This is a genomic window from Congregibacter litoralis KT71 (genome assembly GCF_000153125.2).
Lineage (GTDB): Bacteria > Pseudomonadota > Gammaproteobacteria > Pseudomonadales > Halieaceae > Congregibacter > Congregibacter litoralis.
In genome coordinates this window covers 2,483,262-2,495,194 of the sequence record NZ_CM002299.1, presented here as the reverse complement: position 1 = coordinate 2,495,194, position 11,933 = coordinate 2,483,262, and the positions used below count along the sequence as shown (strand labels likewise).

General features: G+C 59.3%; 12 protein-coding genes. 7 read left to right on the top strand and 5 right to left on the bottom strand.

Annotation, left to right across the window (positions count from 1 at the left end; genetic code table 11):
• Nucleotides 1–172: 172 nt before the first annotated feature.
• Nucleotides 173–850 carry a nitroreductase gene (locus KT71_RS11400; protein ID WP_040363180.1) on the top strand — a complete coding sequence of 226 codons (678 nt, stop codon included), beginning with the start codon at nucleotides 173–175 and terminating at the stop codon, nucleotides 848–850.
• Between the two features lie 91 nt (nucleotides 851–941).
• Here the strand turns inward: KT71_RS11400 and ribB are convergent, their stop codons facing one another.
• From ribB to KT71_RS11385, 3 genes are all read right to left on the bottom strand, one after another.
• Nucleotides 942–2,054: a 3,4-dihydroxy-2-butanone-4-phosphate synthase gene (gene ribB, locus KT71_RS11395; RefSeq protein ID WP_008295250.1), complete on the bottom strand. Its 1,113-nt coding sequence runs from the start codon at nucleotides 2,052–2,054 to the stop codon at nucleotides 942–944.
• A gap of 58 nt (nucleotides 2,055–2,112) precedes the next feature.
• A complete protein-coding gene (locus KT71_RS11390; protein WP_008295251.1) occupies nucleotides 2,113–3,294 on the bottom strand; it encodes a thiolase family protein in 1,182 nt (393 codons plus the stop codon).
• Nucleotides 3,295–3,355: 61 nt separating this feature from the next.
• Nucleotides 3,356–4,384 carry a GlxA family transcriptional regulator gene (locus KT71_RS11385; protein ID WP_008295252.1) on the bottom strand — a complete coding sequence of 343 codons (1,029 nt, stop codon included), beginning with the start codon at nucleotides 4,382–4,384 and terminating at the stop codon, nucleotides 3,356–3,358.
• A 125-nt stretch (nucleotides 4,385–4,509) separates the two neighbouring features.
• Here KT71_RS11385 and KT71_RS11380 point away from each other — a divergent pair, with 125 nt between their 5' ends.
• From KT71_RS11380 to KT71_RS11365, 4 genes are all read left to right on the top strand, one after another.
• Entirely contained in the window at nucleotides 4,510–6,351 is a 1,842-nt protein-coding gene (locus KT71_RS11380) for a beta-ketoacyl synthase (RefSeq protein ID WP_023659644.1), read from the top strand.
• A 119-nt stretch (nucleotides 6,352–6,470) separates the two neighbouring features.
• Nucleotides 6,471–7,232 carry an FkbM family methyltransferase gene (locus KT71_RS11375; RefSeq protein ID WP_202962350.1) on the top strand — a complete coding sequence of 254 codons (762 nt, stop codon included), beginning with the start codon at nucleotides 6,471–6,473 and terminating at the stop codon, nucleotides 7,230–7,232.
• Nucleotides 7,233–7,299: 67 nt separating this feature from the next.
• Complete coding sequence (locus tag KT71_RS11370) at nucleotides 7,300–7,866, top strand: nitroreductase family protein (RefSeq protein WP_008295255.1); 567 nt, start codon at nucleotides 7,300–7,302, stop codon at nucleotides 7,864–7,866.
• 69 nt (nucleotides 7,867–7,935) lie between these two features.
• A complete protein-coding gene (locus KT71_RS11365) occupies nucleotides 7,936–8,766 on the top strand; it encodes a crotonase/enoyl-CoA hydratase family protein (RefSeq protein ID WP_008295256.1) in 831 nt (276 codons plus the stop codon).
• 82 nt (nucleotides 8,767–8,848) lie between these two features.
• Here the strand turns inward: KT71_RS11365 and KT71_RS11360 are convergent, their stop codons facing one another.
• Nucleotides 8,849–9,634: a hypothetical protein gene (locus tag KT71_RS11360; RefSeq protein WP_008295257.1), complete on the bottom strand. Its 786-nt coding sequence runs from the start codon at nucleotides 9,632–9,634 to the stop codon at nucleotides 8,849–8,851.
• A gap of 42 nt (nucleotides 9,635–9,676) precedes the next feature.
• Here KT71_RS11360 and KT71_RS11355 point away from each other — a divergent pair, with 42 nt between their 5' ends.
• A complete protein-coding gene (locus KT71_RS11355; protein WP_023659642.1) occupies nucleotides 9,677–10,525 on the top strand; it encodes an alpha/beta fold hydrolase in 849 nt (282 codons plus the stop codon).
• On the top strand, nucleotides 10,522–10,845 hold the full coding sequence (locus tag KT71_RS11350; protein WP_008295259.1) for a DUF3301 domain-containing protein: 324 nt from the start codon (nucleotides 10,522–10,524) through the stop codon (nucleotides 10,843–10,845). The genes KT71_RS11355 and KT71_RS11350 overlap by 4 nt, the downstream gene beginning before the upstream one ends.
• A gap of 109 nt (nucleotides 10,846–10,954) precedes the next feature.
• Here KT71_RS11350 and KT71_RS11345 read toward each other — a convergent pair whose 3' ends face one another.
• Complete coding sequence (locus KT71_RS11345) at nucleotides 10,955–11,575, bottom strand: LysE family translocator (RefSeq protein ID WP_008295260.1); 621 nt, start codon at nucleotides 11,573–11,575, stop codon at nucleotides 10,955–10,957.
• Between the last annotated feature and the right edge of the window lie 358 nt (nucleotides 11,576–11,933).

Here is an 11,933-nt window from a genome sequence, read left to right as displayed (position 1 = left end):
AAATTCGTTCTGCCACTACATAAGCATGGCGGCGTGCTTGTCCGCGGACCGCCAGGCCCTAAAAAGCCGCGTAGTTTACTGTGTTTGGCTCCCTCTGTGGCGATCACCTGTGCGGCTGGCGATGGGGGATGCAAATCGCTATGCTCCCCCGCCCGACAAAAAGGCAGACACCATGGCATCAGCAGATTCGCGCTCCCTTCGTGGCATCCTCGAAAATCGTCGTTCCTGTCGGGCATTCTTGCCCGATTCCCTGTCGGATGAGGCGCTTCGGAATCTCCTGGCGCCCAGTCTTCGAGCTCCCAGTAACTGCAATACCCAGCCTTGGTACTTTCATGTAGCGTCGGGCCCGGTGCTGGAAAAGCTGCGCAAGCGCTTGCCCGAGGATTTTTTGGCGGGCCGCATAAAGCTGGATTTCCCCTTTGACGGTAAGTATGAGGGCGTCTTTAAGGAGCGTCAGCACGCGTCGGCGCAGGCGCTTTACGGCGCGATGGGGATTGCCCGGGAGGACCGCGATGGCCGGCAGGAGGCCTTCATGCGTAACTTTAGGTTTTTCGATGCGCCCCACGCGGGTTTCTTTTTTCTCCCCGAGGGATTCTCCGAGCGCGAGGCCTGCGATCTGGGTATGTTTGCCCAGTCTGTGATGCTGCTTCTGGAAGACGCGGGTCTGGCCAGCTGCCCCCAGACGGCACTGAGCTTTTTGTCGGATTCCGTTCGCGAAGAGCTATCGGTACCGCAGCATCAGCGTTTGATGTTCGGACTGTCCTTTGGTTACCCGGATACGGACGCACCAGCTAATCGCTGTGTCACGGACCGGGCTGACGTGAACGAGCTTATCTCCCTGCATCGATAGGGATGCCTGCCCACCCCTCGGGCGTTAGCCCGGCCAGGTTGACCTTACTAAGTCAGGTTTAGGTCAGGCTTAAGTCAGGCTCAGAGGAGTCTCAGGGAGAGACGAAATCCACCACTTCCAGGTTAAACCCTGACAGTGCGTTGAAGCGTAGGGGCGCCGACATGAGACGCATGCGGTGAATATCGAGACGTTGGAGTATCTGTGCGCCGGTGCCGATAAAACGATAATTCTGCAGTCCCTCAGAGCCATCACCGGATACGGTAGCGGGGCTATCGGGGAACGCTTCAATGTCTGCGATCTGACTTTCGATAGAGCGGTTCTGACCGATGAGGATGAGGGCTCCAGCGCCTTCCTCGGCAATGCGGGCCATGGCGCGGCTCAGGGACCATCCCTCACGGTCGGGGATCTGGGTATGAAACACATCGCGAAGCATGTCCAGAGGCTGCACCCGGGTCAGGGTGTCGGCATCCGCTGAAAGCTCGCCCTTGGTGAGGGCGTAGTGCAGGGCGTCGTCCACCAGGTCTCGGAAGGTATGCAGTTCGAAATCTCCGTAGTCCGTCTGTACCGGTTTCTGCGCGACGAGTTCTACGGACTGCTCGTGGAGGGAGCGGTAGGTGATCAGATCGGCGATGGTGCCCATGGGAAGTTGATGCTTCTCGGCGAAGAGCTCGAGTTCCGGCCGTCTCGCCATGGTGCCATCTTCGTTCATGATCTCCACAATGAGCGCAGCGGGTTCAAAACCTGCCATGCGCGCCAGATCCACGCCGGCCTCCGTATGGCCTGCACGTCGAAGCACGCCGCCTTCTTTTGCGACCAGGGGAAAAATATGGCCCGGCTGGCAGATGTCCGTGGGGCCGGCATCGACGCCTGCCGCGACTTTCACCGTGTGGGCGCGCTGGATGGCGCTGATGCCCGGGCCGAGCTTTTCCGCAGCGTCAATGGATACGGTGAAGTTGGTTTCGTGCTGGGAACGATTGTCTCGCACCATCAGGGGTAGCTGGAGTTGCCGCGCCCGCTTCTCCGTAAGAGGCATGCAAATCAGCCCGCAGGCCTCACTGGCAAAGAAGTTGATGATTTCCGGGGTCACGGCCTCGGCGGCGATAATGAGATCCCCCTCGTTTTCCCGATCCTCGTCATCCATGAGAATCACCATCCGTCCCTGACGGATGGCTTCGATAAGATCGGGAACGCTGCTAAGAGCCATAACTGCCTGTCCTGCTATTTGAATGAAGGCGAATTGCCGTGAGCCCGGTGCGCCACCGCTAGATCATTTCGATCCCGACGGCTGTCGCTTCGCCACCACCAATACACAGCGCCGCAACGCCGCGCTTGCCTCCGGTTTTACGCAGGGCATACATGAGGCTGACGATAATGCGTGAGCCCGTGGAGCCAATGGGATGACCCTGAGCGCAGGCACCGCCGTGAATATTGACCCTGGCGTGATCGAGACCGTGTTCGCGCATGGCGAGCATCGTGACCATGGCAAAGGCTTCGTTAATCTCGAAGAGATCTACGTCAGCAACACTCCAACCGGTTTTGTCGAAGAGCTTCTGGATAGCGCCGCCCGGGGCCGTGGTGAATTCCGAAGGATCCTGGCTGTGGCGACTGTGGGCGACGATACGCGCCATGCCGGAAACACCGCGCCGCGCTGCTTCGGTGCCGGACATCAACAGGAGGGCGCTGCCGCCGTCAGAAATGGAGCTGGCGGTGGCTGCAGTGATGGTGCCGTCTTTGGCAAAGGCAGCGCGCATGGCGGGTATGCGATCCACGTTAGCCTTGTGGGGCTGTTCATCGTCGCTGACCACGGTGTCGCCCTTGCGACTGCTGACGGTGACGGGGGCTATTTCCGGTGCCAGGGATCCATCGTCGATGGCGGCCTTGGCCCGGCGCAGGGATTCAATGGCAAAGGCATCCATATCTTCGCGACTGACGCCCTCGCGATCCGCCGTTGCCTGGGCGAAAGTCCCCATGGAGCAACCCTCGTAGGCATCTTCGAGTCCGTCCATCATCATATGGTCAAAGGCTGTGGCAGAGCCCAGCCGGAATCCACTGCGTGCACCCATCAGCAGGTGAGGAGCATTGCTCATGCTCTCCATGCCACCGGCCAGCACGATGTTGTTGGTACCCGCCATGATGCTGTCATAGCCGAATATTGTGGCCTGCATGCCGCTGCCGCAGGCTTTGTTGACCGTCACGGCGCCGGTGCTCACCGGTATCCCTGCCGCGATGGATGTCTGACGGGCTGGACACTGTTTAAGACCCGCAGGGAGTACGCAGCCCATAAACACTTCATTGACCGCTTCGGGCTCCACGCCGCTTTTATCCAGGGCGGATTTTGCCGCGACGGCGGCCAGCTGGGGTGCGGGGACGCTCGAGAGCGCGCCCTGAAGTCCACCCATGGGGGTGCGGGCACCATCAATAATCAGGACGCTTTCTTCGCTCATGGTTGTTTCCTTGGCTTGGTATTCGGCGGGGGCGTGATTTAGCCACAGTGTCTCTCGCGCCTCAAGTTTGATCTCCCGTCGTTCGGGGAGGTGAAACTGCCGTTGTGGTGACGAATCGCTTGCCTCTTACGGCTTCCCGGAACGCTCGGGGACTCAAATCCGTAGTGCTACGAAATGCCTGAGAAAAACGGCTCGGGGAGCTGAATCCGCAGCGCCAGGCAATGTCCGCCAGGGGGAGGTCCGAGTGCTGCAGCAGTGCGCGGGCCTCGCGGATACGCAGGTTCTGGAGGTAGCGAATGGGTGTTTCTCCCGTGGCCTTGCGAAACCGACGGCCAAAACTGCGGGGGGATAAGCCGCTCAGGGCCGCCAGACTCTCCACGCTGTGGGGCGCGCCAGGGTGCATCTGCATATGATCCTGAGCATCGCGGATCAGTGCATCGTGATGGGCGCCGGAGGACTCCTGAAGAAACGCGGCCGTCTCAAAGGACTGGCGGGCCTCGGGTGAGAACTGCGTCTCCACGGCGCGGGCGATGCGCTCGCCGTAATGCTGTTCCACGTAGTGCACCATAAAGTCACCGATGGAGTTGACGCTGCCCACGCAGTACAGGCGCTCACTCTGGGTAATCAGATGTCGGCGTTTGAGGTCCACGAGAGGATAGCTTCGCTCAAAGCGATCGAAGTCATGCCAGTGCGTCGTCGCTGGTCTTCCGTCTAAAAGCCCTGTCTCCGCGAGGAGCGCGCTGGCCGTGCCTACGCTGCAGATACTGCTGCCCCGCGCATGGAGCTCCTGCACCCGGGGTAACCAGTCTGCGGCACGCCGTAGCACGCGACGGGGGTGTCGCCAGATTGCCGGCAGAATCAGGAGGTCGCAAAACTTCAGATCCGACAGGTCTCCGTCGAGGCCCAGGCAAAGTCCCGAATCGAGGGTGACCGATGACTCGCCGTGGAGCCCCAGGAGCTGAATGTCGGCGTCCAAACCGCGCCCGCGTACTGTTCGCGACATCTGAGCGGCAGCGCGAAGTATCTCCGCCGGCAGGGTGACGCTGGTGGCCAGAGCTTCGGGGTAGAGAATCAGGGCGGCGGTGGGCATGGCGTTGTATGGCCGTTCGTGGTCGATTATGGCTGTTTATATAAATAAATTGACGTTTATAGGATACAGATAAAGGGGTAGGGCTGCCTACACTGCGTTCATTGCCTTTGCATGCAGGGACACCCGTGGGACAAGCTCTACCCGTTATCGTCAGTTTTGGTGGTGTTAACAGCGCCGGCCGCAGCTCCATGCATCACGCTTACGCGCGCATGGTTGAGACTGCCCTGAGTGCTGATCGGCGCGACAAGATGCTGAGGTCCCTGCGCCAGTTAACAGGCGCTGTCGAGGACAGCGACGGATCCCTTCTGGATCGCACGCTGATTCGGCGCATCGGACCGCAGCATTTTGATCCCAGCCGTGTCTCCTGGAATCAGCGTCTTCCCACCCGCAGCAATGGTGCCCCCGTGAGCTTTGAGCTCCACCGGCGGTATCTCCCTGTTCCCGTGCCCGATGATTGGCAACTGCTCCCCGGTGAAGATGATGAGCACGTGCGCGTACAGATTGTGGGAGAGCAGCAGTTCCTCTTGCCCACGCACCGCGAATTTGAGGTAAAGGCGGCCAGTCAGCTGCCTGATGGCTTTGATCCGGCGGCCCTTTATCCGTCGCGGAACCATCCCCGGGGTCTTGCCATGTCGGTGTATGCCGCCAGTGACGCGCTGGGAAATCTGGGATTGGATTGGGATGCACTGCTAACAACTCTGGCGCCGGATCAAATCAGTGTCTATGCGGGCAGCGCCATGGGGCAATTGGACGATAACGGCACCGGCGGCATGCTGAAGGCGCGCTACCGCGGCAGTCGCATTACCTCTAAATTCTGCCCCCTGGGTCTGGCGGAAATGCCCGCGGATTTCGTCAACGCCTACGTGCTTGGGGCCGCGGGTTCGACGGGGGCAACCCTCGGTGCCTGCGCATCCTTTCTGTACAACCTGCGCCATGCTGTCCACGACATTCGCTCGGGCCGCGCTAGGGTCGCCTTTGTAGGCGCCGCGGAAGCACCCGTCACGCCGGAGGTCATGGAGGGTTATGCGGCCATGGGCGCCCTGGCAACGGACAAGGGGCTCCGTCACCTGGACGGCCTCGGTGACGATGCGGAGCCGGACCATCGCAGGGCCTGCCGGCCCTTCGGGGAGAACTGCGGATTTACCATTGGCGAGTCCGCGCAGTTTCTGGTTCTTTTTGATGATCGTCTGGCCCTGGAGACCGGCGCCAATATTCTTGGCTCGGCCGCCGATGTGTTCATCAACGCTGACGGATTTAAAAAATCCATTTCCGGCCCGGGCGTCGGCAACTATCTGACCATGGCCAGAGCCGCCGCGTGCGCCCGCGCGATTGTTGGCGAGGAAGGGCTCCGCGAGGGCGGTTTGGTGCAGGCCCACGGCACGGGCACGCCGCAGAACCGCGTAACCGAGTCTGTGATTCTCAGCAGGGTCGCCGGTGCCTTTGGTATCGAGGACTGGCCCGTAGGCGCCATTAAAAGTTATGTGGGTCACTCCCTCGCCGCGGCCTCCGGGGATCAGATCGCAGCAACCCTGGGGATCTGGGCCGAGGGCTGGATGCCGGGTATCAGCACCACGGCAGCCCTTGCCGATGACGTGGCAACGGAAAACCTCAGCTTCAATCTGAAGCATCAGGAACTGGATTTATCCAGGCAGCGCTATGCGCTGATCAACGCCAAGGGTTTTGGTGGCAACAACGCATCCGCAGCAATCCTGAGCCCGCTTCAGACCCTGGATATGCTCAAAGCCCGCCATGGCGCCACGGCCATATCGCGATGGGAAAAGGCGCAGGAATCTGTGCAACAGGCGCAGGAAGCACGTGAGGCCCGCGTCCTTGCCGGAGAGGAATCTCCCCGGTACCTCTTTGACAACAATGTTCTGGGCGACGAGGCCGTGAGCTTCGACGGCGAGAGCATTGCCGTTGCGAATCAGCGCGTGTCCCTAGTACAGTCCAACCCCTTTGAGGATTAGGGGCTCGGTTTAGCCGCCCGTAGCCCCCAGACTCTGAAACCTATCTGAGTACAGTCGGGGTTGATTTGAACCATCGAGTCACGCTGCATCCCGTCAACGGGTTGCAGCAAACGATCACCTTGAGGACTCATAACCCCAAGGGTGACCTGGTATCGCGAAAGCTTCACGATGAAGGCGCCTGGGAGCCGTTTGAAACCCGGCTCTGGATCGCCTCCCAACGTCCCGGCGATATCGTGGTCGATGTGGGCGCGAACCTGGGTTACTTCAGTATTCTCAGTGCGCTTAACCCAGCGATAGCGTCCCGCATATTCGCCTTTGAGCCTGCCGCGGACAATGTCCTGCTTCTCCAGAAAAACCTTCGATGGAACCGGTGTGAACGGGATGTTGAGATTGTTCCCATTGCCCTGGGTGACGACGACGGGCAATGCGCCCTCTATCGCAACGAAGACAACCGGGGTGATCATCAGATCTATGCCGGTGACGGACCCCGTTCGCAGGAAATGATCACCGTTCGTCACGGTGCCGGGCTGTTGTCACCGCGCATCGACCGCATTGATCTTCTTAAGGTGGATACCCAGGGCAGTGAGCAGGCGGTGATGCAGGGTCTGCTGCCGCTTTTACACAAAAGCGCTGACAATTTGCGCATGCTGGTAGAGCTGACCCCTTACTCCCTGCGCTTGGCCGGTAGCAGTGGCAGAGTGCTCGTCACCCTGATCGCGGCGCTGGGCCTGCCGCTCTGGATCGTCGATCATGTGGAGCACCGCCTCGTCGCTTCGGACGCTGCAGCGCTGTGCCAATGGTCAGACAATGTGGACGCGGTTGCGGATGATCGTGGGTTCATGAACATCTACGCGGGAGTGCCGCCTCAAGAGCTTCTCTAGGCATCGCCTGTAAATGCTCGGAATATCGCTGTTATCATGGACTTTCACTTTGATCGACAGGTAATTCATGGCGACGGTATTTAACGGCCTGAGCTTTCTCCAGCAGCGCAATTCCATGCCCAAACTTACGGGTCCGGGGCCCGATGCTGCGGAGCTCGAACAAATGCTCCAATGCGCCCTGCGGAGCCCCGACCATGCCCGGCTGCGGCCCTGGCGGTTTATCAGTATTCAAGGCGATCGACGCAAGGACTTCGGCGAGTTGCTCCGCGCATCCCTGTTGCGACGGGATCCCGATGCGGATGACGCTGCCCAGGAAAAAGCACGTAACGCGCCGCTTCGTGCGCCCCTGGTTATCGCCGTTCTGGTGTCTCTGAAGGAGCATCCCAAGGTGCCTGCCTGGGAGCAGCGCATTTCGGCGGGTTGTGCAGCTTTCAGTCTGATTCTCGCGGCAGAGGCGCTGAACTATGGCGCGATTTGGCGCACGGGCGCTGTCGCCGAGGACAAGCAGTTACTCCGCGACCTTGGGGGCGCGGATAACGAGGAGTTTGTCGGATTTATTTATGTTGGCCGACCCGACTGCAACGCCAAACCCGTGCCCACTATGGTGAGCGAAGAATTTCACCGCGCCTGGTAGCGGCGATTCTCGAGTGACGCCCACAAAACCTATGAAAAATACCAACTTTTGATAACGCAGGAAGCAGACATGCAGCAGGAACAGATAACGCAACCTACCTTTGAAACTTTGGAGCTCACGGTCAACGATCACGTCGCTGAGGTGTTTTTGAACCGTGGCGACAAGGCAAACTCCATGAATACCACCATGTGGAGAGAGCTTCAGGCCTGTTTTGAATGGTTGGACAGTGAACCCATGGTGCGTGCGGTAATTCTCGCTGCTCACGGCAAGCACTTTTGCGCGGGTATCGATCTCAAAATGCTGATGGAAGTGCAGGGGCAGCACGAAGATCGCGCGCGCCGCGCCGAGGCCCTGCGTCGCAATATTCTTGGGATGCAGGATAACCTGTCCGCTATGGAAAAGTGTCGTAAGCCCGTGCTGGCGGCGATTCACAACACCTGTATTGGTGGCGCGATGGATATGGTGACCTGCGCGGATATGCGCTATGCCTCCGAGGATGCATGGTTCTCCATTCGTGAAATCGATATCGGTATGACCGCCGATGTGGGTACCTTGCAGCGCCTCCCGAAGATCATTCCCTATGGCGTTGCCTGCGAGCTTGCCTATACGGGTAGAAACGTGACCGCCGATGAGGCGCAGCAGATCGGCCTGGTAAACAAAGTGTTTGCCGATCGTGACGCGCTTTTAGCGGGCGTTCGGGAGATTGCCGCGATGATCGCAACTAAAGCGCCCCTGGCCGTGCGAGGTAGTAAAGAAATGCTCCAGTACAGCCGGGATCACAGCGTCCAGGAGGGGCTGAACTACATCGCCACATGGAACGCCGGCATGCTCAGCGCCCAGGATCTGGAGGAGGGGCTCGCCGCCCAAATGGAAAAGCGGGCCGCGAATTATGACAACTGATATGAGTGCGGGGCAGGGCGCCCCGTCTTAAAGAAGCATGGAAAGGCTTGGGGAGCTTTAGAGAGGGCTTACCAACTCCATCTCAGGGGTTGCCCGGATACTTATCCATTTCGATAAAGGGGTGTAGCGCCAGCGCTATGCCCTCATCAACAAAGCTATTGTTTTCGAGAATGGCGCGTCGTCGGATGTAGCGACCTGTCGACGAACGGGCATCGATCGCATCCGTCGCATCAAGGCCGCCACGGCTGACAAACACGCGCTTGAGTTCCGTATCAAAAATAGTGACCTGCAACGACGCTACGGCAGCGGGCATGGACCAGTCAAACTCTGCGCTCACCCCGGTGCCCGGGCCTTGCATGGAAGGGCGCCGCGACACGCCATCCCAGCGGCCCAAGTGCTTCAGACCGATGTTAAAGGGCACTTCCAGTTCCACAAGATCCGTGAAGACGAATGCGTCCAGCTCCGTGGTCTCGGTAAAGCGGTCGCGGACGCTTTGCATAATCTGGGAAAAGGTCTTCATATTGACTCGGCCCGTTGTGGGGTCCACGGGGTCTCCGAAGGCACGTACGGCGGTATTCCAGTGTTGCTTGAACTGCCGTTGGGGCAGCACTTTGTAGCCATTGGCCTTGAGGTAGCTGCTGATGCGCGCGTCGACGCGGGGAGCCACATCCTCAAGGTGGTTTCGCGATGGAATGCCCAGATTCACATGAGGAATGACCACGGTTTTTATCGGCGAGGCCGCCAGCTGATCGCTTTCTATTTCAAAGGGAAACACCGTGGGGTTGTAGCCGCCGCCCGTGGCACAAGCGGTGATGAATGCGAGTGTTGAGAGCGTTGTTAAGGTAAGGAATATCAGCTTTTTTGGCATAGTCTTAGGTAACATGTCGGGGTGAATGTTCAAGAGGCGCGCATGGTAACAAACTTGGCAGAGAACGAAGAAGCGTCCGGGAGCGATGCGTCATCGACGGCTAACTTGCACGCTTCCGTAAGAGGAGAAGGTACTCCCGTGGTCTTGCTTCACGGTCTTTTTGGCATGGGCAGTAATCTGGGCGGCCTTGCCCGGGCGCTGGCGCCGGAGTTCGAAGTGCATCAGCTGGATCTTCCCAACCACGGGCGGTCGCCCTGGCAGGCACGCAGCAGTCTCGATGATCTTGCAGCCAGTGTTGGAAGCTATATTCAAAGTAAGGATCTGGGTGCCGCGGCGCTGGTCGGGCACTCCCTGGGAGGCAAGGTGGCCATGCAGCTGGCCTTGACCCATCCCCGGGCAGTGTCGGCGCTCGTTGTTGCCGATATCGCACCGGTGGTTTATCCCTCGTCCCATGATGCGGTGTTTGCGGCCCTTGGCGCGGTGGAGTCTGCACAGCCCACCTCGCGAGCGCAGGCAGGAGAAATCATGGGCAAACTGCTTAAAGAACCTGCTCTGATTCCCTTTCTTTCTCTGAGTTTGCACCGCAATGAAGCGGGGGTGTATGTCTGGCGCTTCAATGTGGAGGCCCTGCGGGAGAATTATGCGGCGTTTCGCGCTCCGCCCAGGGGAGCGCCATCCCCCGTACCTGCGCTGTTTGTTTACGGTCAGAATTCAAGCTACGTTGATGAAGCGGGTATGGCAGCGGCGCTGGGGCTGTTCCCCGGGGCGGAGTTTGCAGGGATCGCCGATACGGGACACTGGCTGCATGCAGAGAAGCCGACGGAATTTAACGCAGCGGTGTTGGACTTTTTACGACGCAGAAAAAGCTCGCAACGGGACAATCGGCGATGACACTGACTATCTGGGATCTGGTGTTTGTAGGGGTGTTTGGCGGTCTCGCCTGGTACTTCTTTAGCGGCACCCGGGTGCGGGAGCTTGCGGTGGCGGCGGCAAAACGGTCATCGGAGCTGGCAGACGTGCAAATGCTGGATCAGTCCGTGGCGCTTTCCCGTACCTCTCTCAGTCGTGACGGCAAAGGTATGTGGCGGATCTGGCGCCAATATCGCTTTGAATACAGTCGCGACGGTGTGGGTCGCGAGGTCGGCCACATCATTATGCTCGGGCCTCGTTTGCAGGCTGTGCTGGTAGCAGAGTCGCCCACGCTTCACTGACCCCTGTGCGTGGTCCCGTAGCCCCTGAGCTTAGCCCCTGAGCTTAGCCCCCGAGGTCTCCCGAAAGGACTTCTCTGTTGCGCCTTCGCTATGCTCTGCCTTGGGTGGATTACAGCTCGATAATCACCCGCGCAAGAATGGCTATTGCCACCAGTGTCAGGAGAACCGCAAAGATACGGTCGATTGTGCCAGCGTGGCTGCGAAGCCTGCGGACCCAGTTTTCCCGCGTAACCGCCAGTGTAATTACCGTGTACCACAAGCCATCAACAAAGAACGCAGTGAGAACCATAGCCGCCTGGGTTGCCCCGCTGGCTTCGGGATGCACGAACTGGCTGAACAGGGCGAGCATGAACACCGCGAGTTTCGGGTTGAGAAAAGCGATGGCAAAGCCATCACGAGCCGCGGTGCGGGCGCCGGCGGTGCCATCTTCCTGCGTTGGCGCTGCGTCGGCACTGCGCCACAGTCCGAGGGCAAGCCAGAGCAGGTAGAGGGCGCCAAGGGTTTGCAGGGCAACAAACAGGCGGTCACTGGTGGCTATGATTGCGCTCAGTCCGAACACGGTGAGTGCGGCATACAGCCCTACGCCGAGGGCATGAGCCCAGGCAGCCGCGAGGCCCCTGGCTCTTCCGCCACCGAGACTCGCGCTGATCACCACGGCCAGGCTCGGACCGGGGGAGGCGGCACCGGCCAGACATAGACCGGAGAGACTGAGCCACACCCAGAACGTCATGGAGCGACTTTGCTCTGCGTCGCTGTCTGTGATGCCGTCGATGTCTGTGACAGGGTTGTGACCTTAGACCCGTTCTGGGAAAACTTAGCGCCAATCATCGATTTTGTCCGGGTTGTCCACAAAACCTGTGGATAAAGCAGTGCACAATTTGTTTAGCATGCCCGTAATCCTTTATGTTACGGCTCTTTTGTTACCTTGGTTAAAAATCGAGCAAGTCTATAATATAGTTTAAAATCAAAGGCTTGAAGGCATTTATTCAGAGTAATGCTGCGCGATGCTGCGTAACTTCGATTGTTTGCGGTGCCGCCCCAACGCTGTGCATAACAATTCTCAAGTGCTACGGCCGGTAACCTTTTTG